The sequence below is a fragment of the Ideonella sp. FW305-24 genome, assembly GCF_058788035.1.
In genome coordinates this window covers 372,621-396,945 of sequence record NZ_JBYTAI010000001.1, presented here as the reverse complement: position 1 = coordinate 396,945, position 24,325 = coordinate 372,621, and the positions used below count along the sequence as shown (strand labels likewise).

The following is a 24,325-nucleotide window of genomic DNA, read 5'->3' as shown; positions in this document are numbered from 1 at the left end:
GGCGTTGGCGGGTTGCTTGCCGAAGACGTGCATCGGCGCACGCCAGCGTGAAGTTCAACGCAGCCGCGTGCCGATCTTCATCGCAGTGCGCTGGTAAGCGCGGAAGCGATGGCCCAGGCACAGGTGCAGCGGCATCGGCCACTCCTGCCGTGCCAGTGCCTGCACTGCCAGGCCGCCCTGGTTGCGCAGCCGCACCCACCAGCCCAGCTGCAGCACGATGACGTAGGCCTCGCAGGCCGGGTCGGCCGGGATCTCGCGGCGCAGCAGCCATGCCTGGCGCACGCCCTTGCCATGCTGGGCCACCAGCTTGCCCATCGCCACGCGCGTGTCCGCCGCCAGCTCGGCTGGCAGCAGCTTGCCCTTCGGGTCCAGCCGGTCCAGTTGCTGCTGGCGCAGCGCTTCCAGCTCGGCGCGGGCTTGCCAGCGTTCTGCCCAGGGCTTGGCGGCCGCCGGGTTCCGCTCGATCAGCCAGGCATGCGCTCGTTCGCAGGCGCCGCGCGTGGCCTCCACGTCCAGGCGCATGGCGGCCTCCAACTGTTCCAGCCCGCCGGCATCGTCCCGCGCCAGCCGGGCCGAGCCTTCGAGGAACAGGCCCAGCGCATGGTCCGGGTGCTCGCGGTTGAACTCGGCAAACGCCTCACGCAGGTCCAGCTCGGGCTGCAGGCCCATGCTCAGGCGCAGCAGCTCCAGGCGCTGGTCGCTGTCGCGCTCGGCCATGGCTTCGAGCTCGGCCAGGCGCTGGCGCCGGGCCTGCCACTGGGCGTGCTGTTCGCCCCAGCCTTCGGCGGCGTTTTCGGCCCAGCTGCGCTGGAACTCGCTGCGCAGCGTGTCGGCCACCGGGCCCAGCAGCACCTGGGCCGCCGAAGGGCCGGCCAACGGGGCGGGCGCGGCCTGCGCTTCGGCGCCGTCCGCGCCCAGCGCCTGCAGGCGCTGGCGCAGCGTCGGGTGGGTGTCCATTGCGCCGGGCGAGCGGTCCAGTGCGCGGTCCAGCCATGGGCCGGTGCGGGCGGCAGGCAACTGGGTGGCGACCGCCGCCCAGCGCAGCGCCAGGTCTGGCGGCGGCGTGGCCTGGTCGCGCGTGGTTTCCAGCAGTTGGTCGAAGAAGCCCGAGCGGTGGGCCGAGGCCAGGTTGGTGCGCTTGAGCGCTGCCACTGCGGCGGCGCTGCCCACGAGCTGGGCCGAAGTTGCGTCGGCCTGGTATTCCTGGGCCCGGGCCAGCACGAAGGTGTAGGCGTTGAAGTAGGGCGCGTAGGCACCCACGGCGCGCTGCATCAGCCGACCGGCCCAGCCGCGCCAGGTGGCGGCGTGGCCCTGGATCGTGGCCCAGCTGAAGCGCAGCCGGTAGATGAAGGCGCTGAAGCGGCCGTGTGCGCCGCACAGGTGGCCGTATTCATGGGCGACCACGGCCATCGCTTCGTCGGGCGACAGGCTTTCCAGCAGCGGCAGACCCAGCAGCAGGTGGTTGCGCGGAAAGCCGATCAGCCCGAACAGCGGCCGTTGCACGATGGCCGCGTTGATGCCGTCCACCACCAGCACCTGGTGCACCGCCGGGCCGCGCAGGCGGCGGCGCATGTCGTCCAGCGCGGCGAACAGCGCCGGTGCGTCGCTGCGCTGCAGCTTGCGGCCCTGCGGCGCTGGCAGGCGCACGAACAGTGCACGCATCGTATTGCGCAGCAGCAGCCAGACCGGAATGGCCACGAGCAGCAGCAGCTTGCCCAGCTTCAGCAACAGCAGCCAGGCCGCCGCCCCACCCACCCACAGGGCCGCAGCCACCGCACCGGCCAGCAGCACCAGCCCCAGGCCGAGGCCCAGGCCGATCAGCCCCAGCAGCCCGAAGCCGGCCAGTGCCAGCAGCGCCACCTTGAGCTGGTAGCGCCGGGGCGCGGCCGCGCTCTCGGCCTCCAGCCGCGCGACCATGCGCTCGAACCGTTCGATTTCCATCTTTCCTCCCTCATGCCAAGCTTCTTGGACCCTCGTTGAACTTGCGGTTTTCCGCTTTGGCTGCATTTTGTGACGAGGCCTGCCTGCCGCACAACCTGGGCAGCCCGCGCCCGAGGGCCACGGGCTTGCCCAGGCCGCAAGGCCGGCCCTCGCCACCTATAATCGAAAGCTTCGCCAGACTCGGCGTGACCCTCGAGAAAAGACCCGGATGAAAGCCGCAGAGATCCGCCAGACCTTCCTGAAGTTCTTCGAGTCCAAGGGCCACACCATCGTGGCCTCGTCGCCCGTGGTGCCCGGAGACGACCCGACGCTGTTGTTCACCAACGCGGGCATGAACCAGTTCAAGGACGTGTTCCTGGGCTTCGACAAGCGCGCCTACACCCGTGCCACGACCAGCCAGAAATGCATCCGCGCCGGCGGCAAGCACAACGACCTGGACAACGTCGGCTACACCGCGCGCCACCACACCTTCTTCGAGATGCTGGGCAACTTCAGCTTCGGGGACTACTTCAAGCATGACGCGATCAGCTACGCCTGGGAGCTGCTGACGACCAAGTTCATGCTGCCGGCCGAGAAGCTGTGGGTCACCGTCTACGCAGAAGACGACGAGGCCTACGACATCTGGCACAAGGTGGTGGGCGTGCCGGCCGAACGCATCATCCGCATCGGCGACAACAAGGGCGGCCGCTACGCCTCCGACAACTTCTGGATGATGGGCGACACGGGCCCCTGCGGCCCCTGCACCGAGATCTTCTACGACCACGGCCCGGAGATCGCCGGCGGCCCCCCGGGCAGCCCGGACGAAGACGGCGACCGCTACATCGAGATCTGGAACAACGTCTTCATGCAGTTCAACCGCACCGAAGACGGTGTGATGCACAAGCTGCCCAAGCCCTCGGTGGACACCGGCATGGGCCTGGAGCGCCTGGCTGCGGTGCTGCAGCACGTGCACTCGAACTACGAGATCGACACCTTCGTCGCGCTGCTGGCCGCCGCCAAGGCTGCCGTTGACGGCGCCGGTGCGGGCGACTGCGACAAGGACAGCGCCTCGCTGAAGGTCATTGCCGACCACATCCGCGCCTGCTCGTTCACCATCGTGGACGGCGTGATCCCCGGCAACGAAGGCCGCGGCTACGTGTTGCGCCGCATTGCCCGCCGCGCCATTCGCCACGGCTACAAGCTGGGCGCGCGCACCCCGTTCTTCCACAAGATCCTGCCCGAGCTGGTCAACCAGATGGGCGACGCCTACCCCGAGCTGCGCCAGGGCGAAGCCCGGGTCACGGCCGTGCTGAAGCAGGAAGAAGAGCGCTTCTTCCAGACCATCGAGCGCGGCATGGAGATCCTGGAGGCCGCTTTGGCCACGGGCACCAAGGTCATCGACGGCGAAACCGCCTTCAAGCTGCACGACACCTTCGGCTTCCCGGTCGACCTGACGGCCGACGTCTGCCGCGAGCGTGGCGTGACGGTGGACCAGGCCGGCTTCGACGCCGCGATGGCGCGCCAGCGCGAGCAGGCCCGCGCGGCCGGCAAGTTCAAGATGGCCGCCGGCCTGGCCTACACCGGCTCGCCCACCACCTTCCACGGCTACGACGAACTGCTGCGCGAAGCCTCGCGCGTGGTGCAGGTCTATGTGGACGGCAGCCCGGTGGACGTGGCCCGCGCCGGTGACGACGCGGTCATCGTGCTGGACCACACGCCGTTCTACGCCGAGTCCGGCGGCCAGGTGGGCGACACCGGCGAGCTGCGCAATGCCAGCACCCGCGTGGTGGTGGAAGACACCATGAAGATCCAGGCCGATGTGTTCGGCCACCACGGCCGCGTGCTCGAAGGCGAAGTCAAGGTGGGCGACACCTTCACCGCCCGCGTCAACGCCGAGCACCGCGCCCGCACCGTGCGCAATCACAGCGCCACTCACCTGATGCACAAGGCCTTGCGCGAAGTGCTGGGCCCGCACGTGCAGCAGAAGGGCTCGCTGGTCAATGCCGAACGCACCCGCTTCGACTTCGCCCACACCGCGCCGATGACCGAAGCGCAGATCAAGGAAGTCGAAGCCAAGGTCAACGCCGAAATCCTGGCCAACGCCGCGGCGCAAGCCGAAGTGATGGCGCTGGACGACGCGCAGAAGAGCGGCGCGATGATGCTGTTCGGCGAGAAGTACGGCGACACCGTGCGCGTGCTCAGCATCGGCAGCTCCAAGGAGCTGTGCGGCGGCACCCACGTGCAGCGCACCGGCGACATCGGCCTGTTCAAGATCGTCGGTGAAAGCGGCGTGGCAGCCGGCATCCGCCGCGTCGAAGCCGTCACCGGCGCCAACGCGCTGGCCTACCTGCAAAGCCTGGAGCACACGGTCAACGAAGTGGCCGCCTCGCTGAAGGCAGCACCGGCTGAGCTGAGCAGCCGCATCGGCAGCCTGCAGGACCATCTGCGCGCCCTGGAAAAGGAAGTCGCCTCCCTGAAGGGCAAGCTCGCCTCCAGCCAGGGCGACGAACTCGTCGCCCAAGCCGTGGACATCAAGGGCATCAAGGTCCTCGCCGCCACCCTGCGAGGCGCAGACGCCGCCACGCTGCGCGCCACCATGGACCAGCTCAAGAACAAGCTGAAAACCGCAGCCATCGTGCTGGCTGCAGTTGACGGCGGCAAGGTCCAGATCGCCGCAGGCGTCACCGCAGACACCATCTCCAAGCTCAAGGCCGGCGAACTGGTGAACTTTGTGGCCCAGCAAGTGGGCGGCAAGGGCGGCGGCAAGCCGGACATGGCGATGGCTGGCGGCACGGATGCTGCGGCCTTGCCGGCTGCGCTGGCGGGCGTTCAAGCGTGGGTGGCTGAGCGCCTCTGAACCTGTGCCGCAAACCTCATTCAAAAACCCGCTTCGGCGGGTTTTTGTTTGTGCGCCCAGCATGGGCGCACTCTTGCGGGTGCAAGTCCCGCCGTAAGTTGATCACGACGAACGAAGTGAAGCGCAACTGCACGAGGGTGACCGAGTGTGGGGAGGAAGCGTGGAGCGAAGCTGCGAGCCGATGGACAAGAACCGGATAGAAGGCGGAGCCGACCAGGGCGAGCGGGCAAGCAACCGCGAAGCTCTCGTGATCAAGGGTCAGGCGGCGTAAATCCGGCGGTTGTGCAGCGAAGGAGTGCGTTCTTACCTGGGGAGATCTCGCCTTGCGCCTGAAAGGGCGACGGCTGTGCCGGAGCGAGAAGTCAGCAGAGGCCGTAGTAGTCCGAGTCGGGGGCCGATGAGGCGGGACCAAAAGGGCGAAGGGCCGAACGAGAGTGAGTGACCGAGGACATGGGGATGTCAAAGGCTAAGCGTCAGATGCTGGGGAAACCCGGGCGGGTGGGCGTAGCGCGCGGTGAAGCTACGCGGGAACCTGCCAGCGACGAAGCCTGCGGCCCGCCCCGTGAACACCAGGGCACAGGGTTGGCAAAGGCGAAGGCAGGCCCGGGAGGCTTGCTGGAAGCGGCGCTGACGAGGGAGAACCTGCAGGCAGCGTGGAAGCGCGTGAAGGCCAATAAGGGAGCGGCCGGCGTGGACGGGCTCGACATCGAGCAGACGGCCGACCTGCTGCGAGCGAGTTGGCTGCAGACACGCCAGGCGCTGCTGGCAGGGACGTACCGGCCACTGCCGGTGCGCAAGGTGATGATCCCCAAACCCGACGGGAGCCAGCGCGAGCTGGGCATCCCCACGGTGCTGGACAGGCTGATCCAGCAGGCGCTGTTGCAGGTGCTCCAGCCGCTGATCGATCCGACCTTCAGCGACCACAGCCACGGGTTCAGGCCTGGGCGACGGGCGCACGACGCGGTCAAGGCCGCGCGGGCGTACGTGCAAACGGGCAAGAGCGTGGTGGTGGACGTGGACCTGGCCAAGTTCTTCGACCGGGTCAACCACGACATCCTGATGGACCGGCTACGCAGGCACGTCGACGATGCCGGAATCCTCCGGCTGGTGCGGGCGTACCTGGACGCCGGGATCATGGGGGGTGGGGTGGTGGTCGAACGCCACCTGGGCACGCCGCAAGGCGGGCCGCTGTCGCCGCTGCTGGCCAACGTGCTGTTGGACGAGGTAGACAAGGCGCTGGAGGCGCGGGGCTACAGCTTCGCGCGCTACGCGGATGACTGCAACGTCTACGTGGGCAGCCTGAAGGCCGGCCAACGGGTGATGGTCTACCTCAGGAAGCTGTACGCCGGGCTCAAGCTTCAGATCAACGAAGCCAAGAGCGCGGTGGGCAACGCCTTCGGGCGAAAGTTCCTGGGCTACGAGCTGTGGCTGGCCAAGGGGCACGAAGTCAAATGTGCTGTGGCCGGCAAGGCCATGGACAACTTCAAGGCCCGCATCAGGCAACTCACACGTCGTTCAGGCGGCAGCAGCATGGCGCAAGTGGTGCAGCGGCTGAGGCCGTACCTGCTGGGCTGGAAAGCCTACTTCGGGCTGGCGCAAACGCCCAAAGTCTGGCGCAGGCTGGACGAGTGGCTGCGTCACCGCCTGCGGGCGATCCAGCTCAAGCACTGGAAGCGGCCGACGACCATGTACCGTGAACTCAAGGCGCTGGGTGCGGGGGAAACGGTTGCAAGGCGGGTGGCGGCCAACAGCCGCCGCTGGTGGCGCAACAGCGACCGCCTGCTCAAGATCGTGTTGCCCATCGCCCACTTCGACCGACTGGGCGTCCCCAGACTCCCCTGACCTCAAACTCTCGAACCGCCCGGTGCGGACCCGCATGCCGGGTGGTGTGGCAGGGGTGCCTCCTTGAGTGGAGGCCCCCTATGCCGATTTTTGGGGTGCGGGGACTCTCCGAGCCAAATGGCGAGTCGACGCTAACTCGATTTTTCCTCGTAAGGCGCGGCGTAGCGAAGGTGCAGCATCCGTCCGGGAGAGGTTGACGAAATGGCGCCGCCTGCATCCAATGGGACCGCATGAGGACTGCTTCTTTCGCCGGGAATTTAGCAATGAATGACACGGGCCCAGCCACTGAAAAAATCAATGCCGATGCGAACTTGCGTCCACCTGACGATCCGATTTTATGGAGACGGTGGCAGATGTTATGTAGTAAAACTGTCGCCCGATAAGAAGTTAGGCTTCTCGGAATCCCACGATGAATCGCACAACAGCATTCGGAACTTGGCGCTTTGCCAGCGAGTATCTGCGGGCCGCTGAAGCAGTAGAGGCCATCGCCAAAAGCGATATGGATATTCCTGCACCTAGGTATTACTTGCTCGGGCATGGCATTGAGCTGGGCCTGAAAGCATTTCTTCTTGCCAAAGGTGTCCCGCTTGAGGAGCTTCGCTCTATGAAGCTCATGGGCCACGACCTTAAGAAGGCTCTGGCCCGAGCGGAAAGCCTGGGCTTCTCTAATTTCGTGATTTTTCCTGATGAAGAGCGCGCCGCGATAGAGCTTCTCAACAAGACATACCAACCAAAAGAGCATGAGTACATCACTACTGGCTACGTCGTATGGCCACAAACGACTTTGCTGTTTTCTGTACTGAACAGGGTCTTGCCTGCAATCAAAGCGCTATGTCTTGAAGCGACATTGCAAGAGGAAAGCATTAGATGAGTATTTGGCTTGCGGCTGCCGAGTGTTCAACCCTGGCCTCTACTGCTCGCCAGCCTAATTGTTTGGTCAAGCCGACACCCACAAGCTTCGCTGTGGGTTCCCTGCGCGCTTCGCGCTCCGGTGCGGCTTACTTTGGGCGTTAGGTTTCATAGGCAACTGTCCTCAATCATCTTCATGACAAAACGCAAACATATAACTGAGATCGCACTTGCCTTTTGCTCAGGTGGGGTGATGCTTGTGCATCCAAAGGACATCCGGAACATTGATCAACAATCACCGCAGCACACCCAACTTGCTGAAGATTGCCACATCTACCTCATCGTGAAGCGTCCACGAGTTTCATATGCCCCAGACTCTATCGTGATTGCGGATGGCAAGACAGTCGGCAAGATGAGGTACTCCGTCAACGGCGTGCCTCACGACTTCTCATTTCACCTTCAAGGCGAGCCCAATGCGGAGCGCGTGGAGATTAGCGAATATCCTCATACGAGGCTTTCGCTCATTCGCGATGGCAAAGTTGCGACATCGATACCGGCACACCTCATGTGCATGATCTGCGATCAGGTAGATGATCAGGCAGTGCGAGATCTGGAAGTCCAGTACGTGGGAATGTCTTATGCCGGGGGGCGACGCTCTGCGAAGGATCGACTACAAAGCCATTCCACACTTCAACAAGTCTTGGCAGATTTGAGCGGTGACTCGCCTGAGTCAGAAATTTTGCTGCTACTTGCGCAATACGAATCGCCGCAAGCGTTGATCACTTTTGACGGTCGAGACAAATCGCTGCGTCTTGAAGACGATAGGGATTTGATGGGGGCGTTGCGCAGGCAGAAAAATGAAATCACGGAGGATTTGCAAATTGCTCTTATAGAAGCGGCCCTCATTAAATATTTTCAACCGCTATACAACGAAAAATATAAAAATAGATTTCCTCATCCAGATCAGAAGATCCTCGATGAGGTTTACAGTATTGATTTCGGAGCACTAACTGTTGAGTTAAACACGGAAGACTTAAATGCTCGCCTACTTTCTACTGAGCGGAAGCCAGGCCACCACCATATTGCCAACTTTGACCTTCATGACCCGACTGAGCGTCGAAGTTTTTTCAACATAATGAACCTGTCTTCCGGCTCTGACGCCCCAGACCTTTCTGGCCCGGCGTTCTAGGCAAGTGTGCCAGTCAACAAGTACAAGGCAGTGAAAATTCATAGGCTAGCAATCCAATTCACGGCACGGGCAAGCGGTCTCATGGCGGAAAATGGGGTCACCCATTAGCCGCCTCCGTCAATAGGGACGCGCAGGCTTCTGCGGCCGTCCCCGCGTTTTTTCAGCCAAAGCCTGCATTCCCAGCCGTTGAGGTCACTGCACACTTGGTTCTCGAAGATTGGTTGCGCCGCATCAGGATCAAGGCTCAGGCGCTTTGCGGCACTGGCCCCTGGCTGCGTTCGCAGCCCCAGAAAACCCTCTGTTCCCCACCGCGTCCAATTCAAGCAGCCGGTCGAGCCGGCCGCACAGGTCTGTGGCTTCGCACGAGTGCGATCCAACCCCTTGTGGCTCACGGTACGGGCGCAACCACCTCGCAAATCAACCTTTGCCGGCTCAGGTACCGCCAGATCACGAAACCGCAGGGGGCTGGCCTCGTAGACCACATGCAGGCAGCCATCGACCCGCGCTGACCAGCCCGCGCAGCGCCTTGTCCAATGCGGTCAGGTCGGCACCAACGCGCCAGCTGGGCTGGAATGGCTCAAAATCCAGCCAAGCAACTCTTCTCAAATTGAAATGTCTTTCAACGAAGTCGATCTCAAGCGCATCGAAAAAGCCGCGGCGACATTCATGGCCGAACATCGCCCGCCAGCGCACGTTCGCTCACAACTTGACTACGAGTACCAGATTGAGGGGCAGTCGTTAGAGTTACTCGAAGTGCGTCCGCAATGGGATCGTCCATCTGAAATCACGAGGCGGCCTTTTGCAAAGGCCACATATGTCCGTAGTCGCAACTTGTGGAAGGTCTATTGGATGCGTGGAAATTTAACATGGCACCCATATGAAACCAGCGAGGCCAAGTCCATTGATCAGTTCTTTTCCATCGTCGGAGCAGACGAGTTCGGGTGCTTCTTTGGCTAAGCCAACGAGCCATGAAAAATGGGATCAGATCTCGCATTCCCACATCGCGATTTCTCTTCGCACGCGAGGGCGTGCGTTATGGGATGGTGACCAAATGCCTTCGACCTCCCCTTCGCGCTCGCGCCGTGCGGGCAATATTGGACTGCAAGACCTGATCCTCACACTGCAATAGACCTCATGATTTCAGTCGATCTCCAAGGTCAGCGATTCCAGGTTCGTGCCGCCGCGATCGTCCTTCATTCCGGGTACGTGCTGCTTCATCGAGCGCCAGGCGACGAATACTGGGCTCTCCCGGGTGGCCGAGTCGAAGTGGGCGAGGAGGCATCAGCTACGATCGTCAGAGAGATGAAGGAAGAGCTCGGAGAGGAAGTTGAATGCGGCCAACTTCTACACATAGCAGAGAACTTCTTTGATCTCGCGGGCCGCCGCAACCATGAGATTGGTTTTTACTTCCTCGTATCACTTGCCGAGACCTCAGTTCACCTCGACAAGGCTCGAAACTACTGCGGCTTGGAGAGCCACCTGAATCTGGAATTTCGCTGGTTCGCGCTTGAAGATCTGGCTGCGATCAATCTAAGACCAACCTTTCTCCAGGTCTCTCTCACAGCCAATCCGCTCGTCTTCTCACATGCCGTTCAGCGAGAGTATTGATGAGTTCCAAAAATTCCTTTAAGTTCAGGATGCCCAGGCTCACCTACGCCATGCACGGCAAAAACGTTCTTGGCAAGACCAATGCCCACGGTCAGAATCGGCGTGGACTTCCCCTGTGCCGGTCAAGTTGACGAAATGGTGCAGCCTGCATCTAATGGCACCGGTTGAGGATTGCTCCTTTCGCTTGGAGATCTGGCAATGGATGAAGCCATCATAGGAAAGGCTGTGTGTCACTTCCAAAGCTCCAAAGCGACGGGCCATCGCGCGGTGTCCTTGCTCGCGGGCGTGCTCGCGATGCTGGGCTCCGCCAGCGTCAAGTCAGATGATTCGTCATCGTGGCAGGTGGTCGGCGTGCAGGGCCTGGTTCAAGTCGTGATCGTTCCCAAAGAGCAGGCGAGAGATTTCTCGGCCTACAAGCTTCAGTTGGCCAGGTTGTGTCCGCCTGAGCGCACCTGCTTCGTCAACTTCTACGAAAACACATCGGGGGTCAAAGCTGAGTTGCCGCTCCCTGACGCCATCGCCAATCAGCCCGCAGCCAGGTTCCGCCGTTCCATGAAGAATGGCGCTGAGTTGTTCCAGTGGAGTTGCCGTGTGGCCGAGAACCCCAATGATGCTCAGTGCTTCTAGCTCGGCCACATCGGCTGATCACCCTCCGTCAAGGGAATTCGCCTTCGGCAGATCGGCCCCGACCATGCGCATCCGATCCTCATACTTCAAAGTCAAGGACATGCAAGCAGAAGTTGAATTCTGGCGAGTGCTCCTTGAACAGGAACCCACCAAGTCGAGTTCGCATTGGTCTGAGTTCCTGATCGCGGGCCAGAGGCTAGGGTTTCTGTTGAATGATTTTGGCGAAGAGCTTGTGGGCTGCAGCAGCGTTCCAGTTCTGGAAGTCGACGAAGGTGCCATGAAGGCCACCATTGATCGAGCAAAGGGCGCGGGTGCGGTCGTGATCCTCGACGGGCTGAGCAATCCCAAGATGAACAGCATTGTTCTGGCATCACCCGGTGGTCACGAATTCGAACTCTGCAATTGCAAGTCGCACGAGTGAGGCCGGTCAAATCTGGGCGTTGGGCGCTCGGTGTCAGCTCATGAACGACATCATCTTCCGCGTCGTAGACAGGTTCCCCGAGCCGGCGTTCGCCAAGCTGGCGGGAGATGCGTTCGCGGACTATGAGGCGTCTGAATTGCTCACTGAGGTCCTGAACGCGGAAGCGGCTGCACGGTCGGCAACGCCAGCATTCATTGAAGAAGGTGCCCTCCGAATTGGTGCTTTCCGTGGTGACTCCCTCGTCGGTTGGACATTTGCCCGTTCCGAAGGCGCGAATCACTTTCACATGATCAATTCAGGGGTTGCTCCCGTGGAGCGGCGCCACGGAATTTACTCAGAGCTCACGCGATTGGTCATTGAGCATGCAAGGTCGCATGGTCATGTCGCCATTCTGTCGCGGCATGCGGCGAACAACAACGCGGTGATCATCGCAAAACTCAAGCTGGGCTTCTTTGTGTCCGGCTTCGAATATTCGGAAGTCTATGGTCCATTGGTTCGTCTTACCTTCTTGCTCGGGGAGCTTCGACGTAGCTTGTACCGAAGCCGCTCAGCGCCGATTCGTCGTGCAATGGTGGAATGACGCGTAGCCGTTTGACCTCGAACGTCGAGGCGTCGCAGCATGCGTGGCCAACGCATCCGCGCCTTGTAAGGCATGGAGAACCCGCTCCAATGAACACCGAGCACAACAAAGCCGTGGCGCACGAGTTCCTTGCGCGGTCCACCGCCAGCCTAAGACGTGTGGATCGCGCCGCCGACCGAACAGGAGCTTCAAGGCGCGGGTTCGACGACCTCGCCAAAGCGCGGCGCCTGATCCTTGCGCTGGCATCAGCAGGCCCCGGGGCCGGCTTCGCATCGGCTGGCCCGCGTTGGGCCGTGGCGGTTCGCATCGCTGCCTGAATCGGCAACTGTCGCCGGATGCGCCTGAGGGAACGCTGCGCCGGTCGGCGCACCCCCGTCCTGAGACTTCCGGACGCCGGAAGCAAGTCGCGCGTGAGGGCATGGGCCGGCTTCGCCTACCATCGCGGGTTCCCATTCCTGTCTTCACGTCCTCCGCATGATCCAAAGCCGTACCCTGGCTGGCGCTGTTCGCCTGGCCTGGTCGCTGAGCCTGCCGCTGGCAGCCACCATTGTTCACGCTGCGCTGGACGAGGCGCCGCCCGCGCCCGTCGCGAAGGTGCGTGCGGTCACAGACACCTATTTCGGCGAAACGGTCCTGGACCGTTACCGCTGGATGGAAGACGACCAGGACCCCGACTGGCTGCCTTTCCTCAGGGGGCAGAACACGCACACCCGCGCGGTGCTGAGCGAGCTGCCCGGCCGCGCTGCGCTGCTGGCCCGCATCCAGCAGGTCTCGGGCGATTCGGTGGCCACCGGCCAGGTGCATCGCAACGGCGGCAAGCTGTTCTACCTGCAGCGCCCGGCAGGGGCCAACAACTTCTCGCTTTTCGTGCGCGACGGCAAGGGCCAGCCCCGCGTGCTGGTGGACCCGACCCAGCTGGACCGCGCCGGCCACCACACCTCGCTGGACTGGTGGGAAGCTTCGCCGGATGGCCGGCACGTGGCCTACGGCCTGTCGCAGGACGGCAGCGAGGACTCCACGCTGCATGTGCTGGACCTGGCCACCGGCCGTGACCTGCCCGAGCGCATCACCGACACCCAGAACGCCAGCCCCAGCTGGCTGCCGGACGGCAGCGGCTTCTTCTACAACCAGCTGACCGGCAAGGTGGACACGCCGGAGCGCTTCCTGGATTCACGCGCCCGCTTTCACCGCCTGGGCACCAACCCGGCAAACGACCCGGTGCTGGTGGCCCGCGGCCGCGCCGGCTCGCCGGCCTTCGAGCGCATCCAGTCGCCCACGCTGCTCAGCTCGGCGCACGGCCCTTATGTGCTGCTGATGCTCAGCGACGTGCGGCCCGAGGTGGCGCTGTTCATTGCAACGCGGCAGGAGCTGCTGGCCGGCAAGCCACGCTGGCAACCGGTGGCCGGCTTTGAAGACGAGGTCACCGGCTTCAACCTGCAGGGCGACAAGCTCTACCTGCTGGCCAACCACGGCCACCCGCGTGGCCGCGTGCTGCAGACCTCGGCGCGCGCGCCGGACCTGGCCACTGCCAGGGAAGTGGTGGCCGAGAGCAGCCTGGTGCTGCAGCAGATGGCCAGGGCCAAGGACGGCCTGTACCTCAAGGGCATGGACGGCGGCCTGGGCCGGCTGCAGCGCCTGGGCGCCGACGGCAAGCTCACACAGGTCGCGCTGCCTTTTGACGGCACACTGGGCGGCCTGTCGGCCAATGCCGATGAAGACGGCCTGCTGTGTGGCCTGTCCGGCTGGCTGCAGCCTGCCGGCGTGTGGGCGGTGAGCGCCCGCGGCCAGGTGACCGACACCGGGCTGACCCCGCGTCCGGCCATCGACACCAGCCCCTACACCTCGGAGCGCCGCTTCGCGACCGCGAAAGACGGCACCCGCATTCCCTACGACGTGGTCTACAAGAAGGGCCTGCCACGGGACGGCAGCGCGCCGACCTTCCTGCAGGCCTATGGCAGCTACGGCATTCCGGGCTACACGCCGTCCTTTGTCGGCCGCGCACTGGCGCTGCTGGACCAGGGCGCGGTGATGGGCTATGCGCATGTGCGTGGCGGCGGCGAATATGGGCGTGACTGGCACCGCGCCGGCCAGCTGGAGAACAAGCCCAACACCTGGCGCGACCTGATCGCCATCAGCGAAGACCTGGTCGCCCAGCGCTACACCTCGCCGCAGCACCTGGCCATTGGCGGCCGTTCCGCCGGCGGCATTGCCATGGGCATGGCGCTGACCGAACGGCCGGACCTGTTCGCAGCGGTGGTTTCGGGCGTGGGCTGGCACAACCCGCTGCGCTACGTGGCCGAGCAGAACGGCTACGGCGAAGAGCCCGAGTGGGGCAGCCTGGCCGACCCGGCCGGCTACCGCGCGCTCAAGGGCATCGACAGCTACCAGGCCGTGAAAGACGGCGTGCGCTACCCCGCGGTGCTGCTGACCACCGGCGTCACCGACCCGCGCGTCGCCCCGTTCCACCCGGCCAAGATGGCCGCGCGCCTGCAGGCCGCCAGCACCAGCGGCAAGCCGGTGCTGCTGCGGGTGGATTTCGACGCTGGCCACGGCATGGGCTCCACCCGCGCCCAGCAGGACGCCGAAGCGGCCGACACCGATGCCTTCATCCTCTGGCAGACGGGGGCTGCGGCGCACCAGCCGAAGCCCTGAAAACTTCGCTGCGGCTCAGCTGGCGCGCCAGGCGCGCAGCTGGTCCACCGTGGCGGTGGCGCCGCCGCAGACGATGACCATCACGTTTTGGAAGTCGGCCAGCGCCGGTGCATTGGCATAGGCCAGCGCCAGGCTGGCGCCGCAGGCGGGCTCAACCAGGATGCGGTGGTCGTCCAGGAAGCGTTCGCAGGCGGCCAGTGCGGCTTGGTCGGTCACGGTGACGCAGCGCACCGGGTGGCTTTGCAGCAGCGAGAAGGCTTGTTCGCAAACCTGCTTGGCGCCCAGCGAGGTGGCAATGCTGGTGATGGCGTCCAGCGCAATGCGCTCGCCGGCCTGCGCGGCCTGGTTCAAGGAGTCGGCGCCGATGGTTTCGACGGCGATCACCGGTACGTCGCCCCAGCCATTGCGGCGCAGGCCTTCGACCACGCCAGCCATCAGCCCGCCACCGCCCACCGACAGCAGCACCGCGTCGGGCCTGTCGCCTTGGCGTGCCGCCTCGTCGATCATCGTGGCGTGGCCGGTCCACAGCAGCGGGTCGTCGAAGGGGTGCAGGAAAGCGTCGTGCTCGGTCAGCAGGCTCATGGCCAGCGCATTGGCTTCGTGCCAGGCCTTGCCGTGCACGATCAGCTCGGCATCCTGCTGACGGATCAGTTCGCGGGCATGCGCGGTGCTCGTCTCCGGCACGACCACGGTGACCGCAATGCCCAGCTCGCGGCCGGCATAGGCCGCGGCGATGCCGGCATTGCCGCCAGACGACGAAATGAAGCGCCGCTTGCCGCGGCTGGCGTGCCACTCGCAAGCCGCGCCCATGCCGCGGATCTTGAACGAGCCCGGCGGCTGCAGGGCTTCGAGCTTCAGCCTGACCTGGCGGCCGGCGGCCAGGCTCAAGGGGCGGGAGGTGACCAGCGGGGTTTCGATGTGAAGGGGCATGGCCCGATTATCGAAGCGCCGGCGGTCGGCGTGGCTCAGGGCATCAATGCGTTGCCGGTCTTGAAGGCCTGCGTGAAGTCGTCCACGCCGTGGTGGCCGCCGTTGACCAGCCGGCGCGCCTCGGCATAGTCCTGCCGCAGCAAGGCCTGCTTGATCTGGCGCTCCTTGCTGCCGAGGAACAGCGTCAGCAGGTCGGCCGCGACCTGGGCTGCGTTGGCCAGCTCGGGGTGGGCTTCCAGATCCAGCGCGGGCTTGAGCTTGGGGCCGAATTCCTGGTAGTTGCTGCGGCCGGTCAGCTGGATGAAGCCGCGGCCCTTGAAGCGCTCGCCGTCGCCCTTGCCGTGGTTGCCCAGGTCGCTGCGGAAGTCGTAGAGGTCGAACGGCTGGCCGGAAGGCGAGGTGTTGAAGCGCGACTGGCCCTCGCTGATCGGCAGGAAGCCGGCGGTCTCGACCCGGATGGTGGCGATGGCCATCAGCACCATTGGCCTGTCGTGCAGTTGGCCGTCGGCCAGCGACTGCAGCACCACCGGCAGGTGGGTCTTGATGTTGGCCAGCGGTGCGCCCGGGCACATCTGCGCGGCGATCTGCACCGACATGCCGGTGGTCGCATCAGGCAGCGTGCTGTCCGCCGCCAGCTCCAGTGCTTCTTGCGTGCGCGGGCCGGCCACGCCATCGGCCAGCAGGTTGCGGCTTTTCTGGAAGCCGATGAGGGCCTGCTCGGTGGCCACGCCGAAGTCGCCGTCCGGCTCGCCAGGGTTGAAGCCTTTGCCTTTCAGTGCCAGCTGCAGCTGCTTCACGTCGGGGCCGCGGTCGCCCATGCGCAGGGTGGTGCTCATCTTGCTGTCTCCCAAGGCCGGTGTCGGATGAGCCTGCGCTGTCGCCGGCCATCGGCGACGCAGGCTGGAATGACCAGGCGGGTTCTCAGCGGAACATCTGTGCCGCGACGTTGAGCCCGGCAATCAGCAGCACGCCGGTCCAGCTGGGCTGCTTGCCGGCCGGCAGGCTGCCCAGCTTCACGAAGGTTGGCGGGTCCGGCAGCTGGCCGGGCGGCAGCACCTTGAAGCTCGCGTGGTTGGTGGCGATGCCGGCGTCCACGCTGACGCGGTTGTCGACAAATTCCGACGCGCCGGCCTCTTCGTTGGCCACGCGGTTGGTGTAGCCGGCCAGGTCATCGCGGATGATCTCGACCAGGTAGATGTCGTCGTTCATTGGCGTCTCCTGAAGATGGGCTCACGGCGTCAGGCCGGCGTTGCGGAAGATGGCGGCCAGGGCGTCGATCTGCACCTGGGTGCGGGCCTCGCGCACGTACTTTTGAAGCAGGGCGACGGCCGCATCCTTGGCGGCGGGCAGTTGATCGCTTGGCACGCTGAGCGCGGTCAGTGCGGCCGTCACCGCTTCCAGCGTGGCGGTGGGGGCGCCCAGCGCCAGCGTCAGGCTGCGCTTGCTGGCCAAGGTCGTGCTGCTGAGGTTCTCCATCGTGTTGGCCACCATCAGCGTCTGGCTCAGGTTCCTGCTGGCGGCCTCGTCGCGCTTGTTGGCTTCGGCCTGGATGGTCAGGAAGGCACCGTCCATGGTGCCGGCAAGGTAGTAGTCGTTCAGGTCGTTGCGCGCGGCCACCAAGGGGTAGGCCTCCGCGCTGCCGGGCAGGGCGACCAGGATGCGAGCCAGCACCTCCTTGCGCTTGGCCACCATGGTCGAGGCAATCGCGTCCAGCCCGCGGTTGTCGAAGAAGTTCTTGTCGACGACAGCCTTCAGGCCGGTGATGGTGGCGACCAGCGCGGCCAGGTTTTCCTTGGCCTGGGTCGCGTTCATCAAGGTGCCCAGCACGCTCAGGCCCAGCACGGTGCCTTCGCTGGCGGCGTCCAGCGTGTGCTTGTCGGTGGTCAGCGTGCGCAGGTAGTTCAGGAAGGCCACGTCCATCAGCACCAGGCGGTTGGCGATGTAGGCGTTGCGCAGCTCGCGGCGCTTGGTCGCATCGGCATTGGCGTCGCCCATGGCCTGGCTGACGTCGAAGTCGTCGGTGGCGGTGAGCAGCTTGTTGCGCTGCAGCTCGCTCAGGCCGATGGGCGCCGGGCCGCCGACCTGCTGCAGGCTGCTGCAGCCGGCCAGCGGTGTGAGCAGGACAAGACCTAGACCAAGACCCGAAAGGGCGCCGCGCGCTTGTCGCAGGGTTCGCATGTGTCTGCCTTCCTGGCCGGAGCCAGGGCTGAACTGCGTGGGGTGTCCCGCGTGGGCGGGTTGGCGGCGCTTGTGGGTGGTGTTCGTGCGCGCTGCCGCAGTTTGCAGCGATTGGCGTGGCCGCGCGTCCCCATTAAGTGGGGAGCGGGCCCTGTCCCGGTCGGCGTGCCGGCTCGTCAGTGCAGCTTCAGCCGCCCCGAAACGCGCCGTTGCAGCAGCCGCGCCAGCGCCAGCACCACGGTGTTGCCCAGGCCGACGATGGCGCGGTGGTGCATCAGGTGCAGCGAGATGTACATCCACTTGGCCAGCAGGCCTTCAACAAAGAAGTTGCGGCCCGACAGCCCGCCCATCAGGTTGCCCACGCCCTTGTTGTCGCCCAGCGAGACGAGGGAGCCGAAGTCCTTGTAGACAAAGCTGGCGGCCAGCGGACGCTCGCGCAGCAGACCGTGGAAGACCTTCAGCAGGTAGCTGGCCTGCTGGTGGGCGGCCTGGGCGCGGGCCGGCACCAGCTTGCCGTCCTGCCAGGGACAGGCGGCGCAGTCGCCCATCGCGTAGATGCCGGGCACCGAGGTTTCCAGGTGCTCGTTGACGATGAACTGGTTGGCCTTGTTCACCGCCAGGCCGAGTGTGGTGTTGGCGTCTGCGCCCTTGATGCCTGCGGCCCAGACGATCAGGTCGGCCGGCACTTCGCCCTGCGAGGTCTGCAGCGCACCGGGCTTGATCTCCAGCACGCGGGTGCCGGTCATGACCTTGATCTGCTTGCGCTCCAGCGCGGTGGTGGCCTGGCCCGAGATCTTTTCTGGCAGGCCGCCCAGCAGCCGTGGGCCGGCCTCGACGATGCTAATGTCCAGCCGGAAGCGCTGGCCCTTGCCCAGGCCGTCCAGCAGCTCGTTGTGGGCCTCGATCAACTCGGCCGACAGCTCCACGCCCGTGGCGCCGCCGCCAACGATGGCCACGCCCAGCGAGCGCTGCGGCGAAAACGAAGCCCGCGCAAAGGCAGCCAGCAGGTGGCGGCGGAAGCGCTCGGCGTCCTGCGCCTGTTCCAGCACGTAGGCATGCTCGGCGCCTGGCGTGCCGAAGAAGTTCGAGCCGCTGCCGACGGCCAGCACCGCCCAGCGAAAGCTGATCTGGCGCTCGGGGGCGATCGCGCGGCCCTCTTCGTCCAGCAGCGGCGCCAGCGTGATCTGGCGCTTCACGGGGTCCAGCGCGCGCATCTCGCCGAGTGCGAAACCGAAGTGGTTGCGCCGCGCGAGGATGGTGTAGGACAGGCCTTCCTGGTGCGCATCCAGCGTACCGGCGGCCACCTCGTGCAGCGTGGGCTTCCAGATGTGGAAGACCGAGCGGTCGACCAGCAGGACCTTGTCGCGGCCTTCGCGGCGGCCCAGCTGCCGCCCCAATTGCGCGGCCAGCTCCAGCCCGCCGGCGCCTCCGCCCAGGATGACGATGTCGTAGTGCATGGGCGCGTTGTAACAGAGGCGGGCGCCCATTGGAACGACAGATGCATGGCCGCATCGCCCAGTCGCTTCACTGTTGTTTGGCTGGTGCTTCGCGTTTGCCAGAGGCCGGCCAATGGCGTACGCAAACGCCGCGATGACCGGCCGCCACCACGGGTGATCGGCCAACGCCGGCAGCAGAAAGCGCGCATGCTTATGATCGCGGCCACTCAAGCGCAGGCCACTTCAGAAGCTGGCCCGGCCAGTCAACCCACACCAGGAGACTCCCATGTCCATTACCCTGTCTTCCGCCAGCCTGCCCGTCTTCAAGAGCGTGCTGCGCAACCTCGATCACTGCCTGGACAAGGCGATTGCCAATGCGCAAGCACGCAAGTTCGATGCGAATGTCTTCGTCGGCATGCGCCTGGCGCCCGACATGCTGCCGCTGTCCTCGCAGGTGCGCATTGCCTGCGATGCCAGCAAGCTGGGCATTGCCCGCGTCTCCGGCCTGGAAGCGCCGAAGTTCGACGACAACGAGACGACCATGCCCGAGCTGAAGCAGCGCATCCACCGCACGCTGGCCTGGCTGGACACGGTGCCCGGCAGTGCCATTGACGGCAAGGAAGAGACCGACGTGACCTTCCCGGTCGGCAAGGACCGCACCCGCACGATGAAGGCCGAGGCCTACCTGAAGCACTGGGCCATGCCGAACGCGTTTTTCCACGTCACCACCGCCTATGCCATCCTGCGCCACAACGGCGTGGACCTGGGCAAGCAGGACTACCTGGTTGGCGCCAGTGCTGCTGCCTGAGGATGCCGCCCAAGCCCGCAGAACTCGACGCAAGGGCCACCGCGATTGGCGCCGGCCCGCTGCTGCAGGTGTCGGGCCTGGGCAAGCGATACGGCGCACTGCCCGTCTTCAGTGGCGTGTCTTTGCAGATCGCCGCGGGCGAGTTCGTGGCGCTGCGCGGCGAGTCCGGCGTGGGCAAGTCCACGCTGCTCAACTGCATCGCCGGCCTGGACCGCGCCGATGAAGGCAGCGTCAGCCTGGCGGGTCGGCCGGTGCACCAGCTGCCGGAGCCCGAACAGGCCCGGCTGCGGCGCGAGCTGCTGGGCTTTGTGTTCCAGGCCTTCCACGTGCTGCCCCACCTCAGCGTGGCCGACAACATCGGCCTGCCCTTGATGCTGCTGGGCCGGCCCGACCCGGCGCGGGTGCAGCAGATGCTGGACGACGTGGGCATGGCCGCTTTGGGTGGGCGCATGCCTTCGCAACTGTCAGGCGGGCAACTGCAGCGCGTGGCGATTGCGCGCGCGCTGGTGCACCGGCCGCCGCTGATCCTGGCCGACGAGCCCACCGGCAACCTGGACCCGGACACGGCCGCCCGCATCCTGGACCTGCTGCAGCAGCAGGTGCAGCGCGAAGGTGCGGCCTGCCTGCTGGTGACGCACTCGCACAGCGCCGCGGCGCGGGCCGACCGGGTGCTGCAGTTGCACGCCACCGGCATGCGCGATGCCGCCTGAGCGCGCGGCCGGCGGCGCTCGCCTGTGGCGCCTGAGCCTGGCGGAGTGGCGCAGCCACCCGTGGCGGCAGCTCTCGGCCCTGCTCAGCGTGGCGCTGGGCGTGGCGCTGGCCTTGTCGGTGCACCTGATCAATGAATCGGCGCTGGCGGAGTTTTCGTCGGCCGTGCATTCGGCCAATGGCGAGCCGGACCTGAGCCTGGTCGCCGGCCCCGGCGGCATGGACGAGGCCTGGCTGGACCGGCTGGCCGATCAACCCGGCGTGCGCCTGGCGCACCCGCGCGTGGAGCTCAGCACCGAGGCGCTGGGGCTGAACGGCCAGGTGCACACGGTGCGGGTGGTGGGGCTGGATGCGCTGCAGGTCTACACCGTGGCGCCGGAGCTGATGCCGCGGCCGGACGACAGTGCCGGCCGGCTGGCCGTGCTGGACCCGGCGCTCGGCTTTGCCAACGCCGCGCTGGTGCAGGCGCTGGCCCCCGGCGCGCGCGAGATTGCCTTGCTCGCCCAAGGCAGGCCAATGCGCTGGCGTCTGGCCGGCCGGGTGGCGGCAGGCGGTGCGCCGCTGCTGGTCATGGACGTGGCTTCGGCGCAGCAGGCCTTTGGCTGGGGAGGGCGACTCTCGCGCATCGACCTGCGCCTGGCGCCGGGCACGGCGCCGCAGGCCCTGCGCAAGGCACTGGACGGCCAGTTGCCGCCCGGCAGCCACTGGGGCGAGGCGGACGACGACCGCCAGCGCGTGGCCAACCTGTCCCGCGCCTACCGGGTCAACCTGACGGTACTGGCCCTGGTGGCGCTGGTGGTGGGCGGTTTCCTGGTGTTTTCGGTGGTGTCCCTGGCCGTGGCGCAGCGCACGCCTGCGCTGGCGCTGCTGGGCGTGCTGGGCCTGGATGCCGCGGGCCGGCGCCGGCTGGTGCTGCAGGAATGCGCGGCGACGGGCTTGCTGGCCGGCCTGCTGGGCGTGGGCCTGGGCACCGGCATGGCGGCACTGGCGCTGCGCTGGCTGGCAGGGGACCTGGGCGGCGGCTATTTTTCCGGCGGGGCGCCGCAGCTGCAGTTTTCCTGGCCCGCCGCCGCGGTGTGTGCCGGCCTCGGCCTGGCGGCGGCGCTGGTGGGCGGCGCATGGCCGGCGACGCGCGCGGCCCGGCTGGCGCCTGCCCAGGCGCTCAAGGGCCTGGGCGGGCAGTACGGCGAGGCGCCGCCCGTCTGGCCCGGCTTGCTGCTGTTGCTGGCCGGGGCGGGCCTGGCGCTGCTGCCGCCGCTGGGCGACCTGCCGCTGGCCGCCTATGCCGCAGTGGCCGCCTGGCTGGTCGGCGGCATTGCGCTGGTGCCTGCGGTCGTGCGGGCGCTGCTGGGCGAGCGCAGCGCCCGGCCGGCACGCCATCCGCTGTTGCTGCTGGCCCTGCAGCGGGCACGCCACCAGCGGGCCACTGCCACTGCCGCCGTGGCCGGCGTGGTGGCCAGCCTGGCACTCAGCGTGGCGCTGACGGTGATGGTGGCCAGCTTCCGTGATGCCGTCACCGAATGGCTGGAGACGGTGCTGCCGGCCGATCTCTATGTGCGCGCCAGCAGTGGCGGCAGCACCGGCTCGGCCAGCTTCCCGGACGGCCTGGTGGCCCGGGTGCAGGCCCTGCCCGGTGTGCAGCGGGTGGCGGCCGGCCGTGGCCTGCCGCTGTCGCTCAGCGCGCAGCAGCCCGAGGTCTGGCTGCAGGCCCGCACGCTGGGCGAGGACCCTGCCCGCAGCCTGCCGCTGGTGGGCCTGGCGCTGCCCGCGCCGGCAGGCCAGGTGGGTGTGTTCGTCAGCGAAGCGGTGCCCACGCTGTACGGCGTGCAGCCTGGGCAATTGCTGGCGCTGCCGCTGCTGGATCGCGACGGCCGCACGGTGAAGGTCTTCGTGCGCGGCGTGTTGCGTGACTACGCCCGCCAGTTCGGCAGCCTGGTGATGGCGCTGGAGGACTACCAGCGGCTGACCGGCGACACCCGGCTCAATGACCTGGCCCTGTGGCTGGCGCCTGCCCAGGCGCAGCAAGCCGTGCGCGACCAGGTGTCGGCCTTGGTGGCCGAGTTGGGCGGCGCGCCGCAGGCCCTGGGCTTTGCGAGCACGGTGCAGCTCAAGGCGGTGTCGCTGCAGATCTTCGACCGCAGCTTCGCGGTGACGCGCTACCTGCAGGCGGTGGCCATCGCCATCGGCCTGGCGGGCGTGGCGGCCAGCCTGTCGGCCCAGGTGCTGGCGCGGCGGCGCGAGTTCGGCCTGCTGGCGCACCTGGGGCTGACGCGTTCGCAGGTGCTGCGCCTGGTCTTGATGGAGACGCTGGGCTGGCTGGGCGCGGGCCTGGTGGTAGGCGTGGCGCTGGGGCTGGCGATCAGCGCGGTGCTGGTGTTCGTGGTGAACCCGCAGAGCTTCCACTGGACCATGCCCCTTCGGGTGCCGCTGGCCCAGGTGGGCGGCCTGGCGGCAGCGGTGCTGGTGGCCGGCCTGGCCACCAGCGCCTGGGCGGCCCGGCATGCGCTCAGCGCCGATGCGGTGCGCGCGGTGAAGGAGGACTGGTGATGCAAGCCACTCGCTTGTGGAATCGGCGGCAAGGCTTGTTGGCGTTGCTGGCGCCGGCCTGGGCGGGCGCGGCCGCGGCTGCTTCGCCGGATGCCGCTGTTGACGAGGTGCGCCCTGACCGTGTGTTGCGCTTTCCGTCGGACCATGGCAGCCATCCGGGTGCGCGCACCGAGTGGTGGTACCTCACAGGCCATCTTGAAGCAGCAGGCACATTGCCCGCTCAGGGCAAGGCAGCGGCGCCGCGCTGGGGTTTCCAGATCACCTTCTTCCGCTCCCGCACCGGCCTGGCGGAACAGTTGCCCGGGCGACTCGCGCCGCGCCAGGTCCTGTTTGCCCACGCGGCACTGACTGATCTGGGGGACCTGGGCCAGCCAGGCCAGCCGGCGCGCCACCTGCACGACCAGCGCATGGTGCGCTGGAACGGCGAAGACGCCGGCTCGCGCGCCCGTGCGGATCGGGGCGAGGCCCGGCTGCGCACGGCCGACTGGCAGCTGCAGCGCGACCCGGCGAGCGAGCGCTGGCAGGCGCACCTGCCGGCCGAGGGCTTTGGCCTGGACCTGCAGCTGGCACCCACCCAGCCGGTGATGCTGCAGGGCGAGGCTGGCTACTCGCGCAAGGGCCCGCTGCCTGGCGAGGCCAGCCACTACTACAGCCTGCCGCAACTGGTGGTGCAGGGCAAGCTGCGCGTGGGGGCGGGGCTGCATCCGGTGCAGGGCAGGGCCTGGATGGACCATGAATGGAGCAACGCCTACCTCGCGCCCGAGGCGGTCGGCTGGGACTGGGTGGGCTTCAACCTGGACGACGGCAGTGCGCTGATGCTGTTTCGCATGCGGCAGCAAGACGAACAGGCGTCGCCGGTGTGGGCCGGCGGCAGTTGGCGCGACCCCCAAGGTCGCCAGCGCACTTTCCAGCCCGGCGAATTGCGCTTCGAGCCCGGCCGTCGCTGGCGCAGCCCGGACTCCGGGGCCAGCTACCCGGTGCAATGGACGCTGCACACGCCCGTCGGCCGTTTCCAGGTCGAGGCCTTGCTGGACGCCCAGGAACTGGACAGCCGTGCCAGCACCGGCACCGTCTACTGGGAGGGGCTGTCCGTGCTGCGCGACGAGCAAGGCCGCCGGCTGGGCCTGGGCTACCTTGAGATGACGGGCCGTGCCGGCCGGCTGGCACTGTGAG

Annotated in this window: 20 protein-coding genes; 14 read left to right on the top strand and 6 right to left on the bottom strand. The window is 66.4% G+C overall.

Going from position 1 to position 24,325, the window contains the following annotated elements:
- Positions 1-54: 54 nt before the first annotated feature.
- Positions 55-1,941, bottom strand: a complete 1,887-nt coding sequence (locus AC3WR5_RS01715; protein ID WP_492481369.1) for a M48 family metallopeptidase — start codon at positions 1,939-1,941, stop codon at positions 55-57.
- 208 nt (positions 1,942-2,149) lie between these two features.
- Between AC3WR5_RS01715 and alaS the strand changes: the two genes are divergently transcribed.
- The 10 genes from alaS (at position 2,150) to AC3WR5_RS01665 (ending at position 14,545) form a co-directional block, all read left to right on the top strand.
- Positions 2,150-4,777 carry an alanine--tRNA ligase gene (gene alaS, locus AC3WR5_RS01710; RefSeq protein ID WP_492481367.1) on the top strand — a complete coding sequence of 876 codons (2,628 nt, stop codon included), beginning with the start codon at positions 2,150-2,152 and terminating at the stop codon, positions 4,775-4,777.
- Between the two features lie 450 nt (positions 4,778-5,227).
- Positions 5,228-6,619, top strand: a complete 1,392-nt coding sequence (gene ltrA, locus AC3WR5_RS01705; protein ID WP_492481365.1) for a group II intron reverse transcriptase/maturase — start codon at positions 5,228-5,230, stop codon at positions 6,617-6,619.
- A gap of 409 nt (positions 6,620-7,028) precedes the next feature.
- Positions 7,029-7,490, top strand: coding sequence for a hypothetical protein (locus AC3WR5_RS01700; RefSeq protein WP_492481363.1), 462 nt, complete (start codon positions 7,029-7,031; stop codon positions 7,488-7,490).
- Positions 7,491-7,664: 174 nt separating this feature from the next.
- Positions 7,665-8,657 (top strand): hypothetical protein, encoded by a 993-nt coding sequence (locus AC3WR5_RS01695; protein ID WP_492481361.1) that lies wholly within the window; start codon positions 7,665-7,667, stop codon positions 8,655-8,657.
- Between the two features lie 612 nt (positions 8,658-9,269).
- A complete protein-coding gene (locus AC3WR5_RS01690; protein WP_492481359.1) occupies positions 9,270-9,614 on the top strand; it encodes a DUF3024 domain-containing protein in 345 nt (114 codons plus the stop codon).
- Between the two features lie 177 nt (positions 9,615-9,791).
- Positions 9,792-10,265: an NUDIX hydrolase gene (locus AC3WR5_RS01685; RefSeq protein ID WP_492481357.1), complete on the top strand. Its 474-nt coding sequence runs from the start codon at positions 9,792-9,794 to the stop codon at positions 10,263-10,265.
- A 198-nt stretch (positions 10,266-10,463) separates the two neighbouring features.
- On the top strand, positions 10,464-10,892 hold the full coding sequence (locus tag AC3WR5_RS01680; protein WP_492481355.1) for a hypothetical protein: 429 nt from the start codon (positions 10,464-10,466) through the stop codon (positions 10,890-10,892).
- Positions 10,825-11,313 (top strand): VOC family protein, encoded by a 489-nt coding sequence (locus tag AC3WR5_RS01675; protein WP_492481353.1) that lies wholly within the window; start codon positions 10,825-10,827, stop codon positions 11,311-11,313. The genes AC3WR5_RS01680 and AC3WR5_RS01675 overlap by 68 nt, the downstream gene beginning before the upstream one ends.
- A gap of 40 nt (positions 11,314-11,353) precedes the next feature.
- Positions 11,354-11,893 carry a GNAT family N-acetyltransferase gene (locus AC3WR5_RS01670; protein WP_492481351.1) on the top strand — a complete coding sequence of 180 codons (540 nt, stop codon included), beginning with the start codon at positions 11,354-11,356 and terminating at the stop codon, positions 11,891-11,893.
- 474 nt (positions 11,894-12,367) lie between these two features.
- Entirely contained in the window at positions 12,368-14,545 is a 2,178-nt protein-coding gene (locus tag AC3WR5_RS01665) for a prolyl oligopeptidase family serine peptidase (protein WP_492481349.1), read from the top strand.
- 15 nt (positions 14,546-14,560) lie between these two features.
- On the opposite strand, the gene AC3WR5_RS01660 is transcribed toward AC3WR5_RS01665, so the two are convergent.
- The 5 genes from AC3WR5_RS01660 to AC3WR5_RS01640 form a co-directional block, all read right to left on the bottom strand.
- Positions 14,561-15,475 carry a pyridoxal-phosphate dependent enzyme gene (locus tag AC3WR5_RS01660; RefSeq protein ID WP_492481347.1) on the bottom strand — a complete coding sequence of 305 codons (915 nt, stop codon included), beginning with the start codon at positions 15,473-15,475 and terminating at the stop codon, positions 14,561-14,563.
- 35 nt (positions 15,476-15,510) lie between these two features.
- Positions 15,511-16,311, bottom strand: a complete 801-nt coding sequence (locus tag AC3WR5_RS01655) for a peptidoglycan-binding protein (RefSeq protein WP_492481345.1) — start codon at positions 16,309-16,311, stop codon at positions 15,511-15,513.
- Between the two features lie 85 nt (positions 16,312-16,396).
- Positions 16,397-16,684, bottom strand: coding sequence for a hypothetical protein (locus AC3WR5_RS01650; protein WP_492481343.1), 288 nt, complete (start codon positions 16,682-16,684; stop codon positions 16,397-16,399).
- Positions 16,685-16,705: 21 nt separating this feature from the next.
- Positions 16,706-17,653 (bottom strand): hypothetical protein, encoded by a 948-nt coding sequence (locus AC3WR5_RS01645; protein WP_492481341.1) that lies wholly within the window; start codon positions 17,651-17,653, stop codon positions 16,706-16,708.
- A 176-nt stretch (positions 17,654-17,829) separates the two neighbouring features.
- Positions 17,830-19,110, bottom strand: a complete 1,281-nt coding sequence (locus AC3WR5_RS01640; RefSeq protein ID WP_141287358.1) for an NAD(P)/FAD-dependent oxidoreductase — start codon at positions 19,108-19,110, stop codon at positions 17,830-17,832.
- A 265-nt stretch (positions 19,111-19,375) separates the two neighbouring features.
- Here AC3WR5_RS01640 and AC3WR5_RS01635 point away from each other — a divergent pair, with 265 nt between their 5' ends.
- Genes AC3WR5_RS01635 through AC3WR5_RS01620 form a run of 4 tightly spaced genes read left to right on the top strand, consistent with a single transcriptional unit; the run spans position 19,376 to position 24,324 of the window.
- On the top strand, positions 19,376-19,897 hold the full coding sequence (locus tag AC3WR5_RS01635) for a DUF1993 domain-containing protein (protein WP_141287359.1): 522 nt from the start codon (positions 19,376-19,378) through the stop codon (positions 19,895-19,897).
- A gap of 2 nt (positions 19,898-19,899) precedes the next feature.
- Complete coding sequence (locus tag AC3WR5_RS01630) at positions 19,900-20,607, top strand: ABC transporter ATP-binding protein (RefSeq protein WP_492481338.1); 708 nt, start codon at positions 19,900-19,902, stop codon at positions 20,605-20,607.
- Entirely contained in the window at positions 20,597-23,152 is a 2,556-nt protein-coding gene (locus AC3WR5_RS01625) for an FtsX-like permease family protein (protein ID WP_492481336.1), read from the top strand. The genes AC3WR5_RS01630 and AC3WR5_RS01625 overlap by 11 nt, the downstream gene beginning before the upstream one ends.
- On the top strand, positions 23,152-24,324 hold the full coding sequence (locus AC3WR5_RS01620; RefSeq protein ID WP_492481334.1) for a lipocalin-like domain-containing protein: 1,173 nt from the start codon (positions 23,152-23,154) through the stop codon (positions 24,322-24,324). Before AC3WR5_RS01625 ends, AC3WR5_RS01620 begins: the two co-directional genes overlap by 1 nt.
- Position 24,325: the final 1 nt, after the last annotated feature.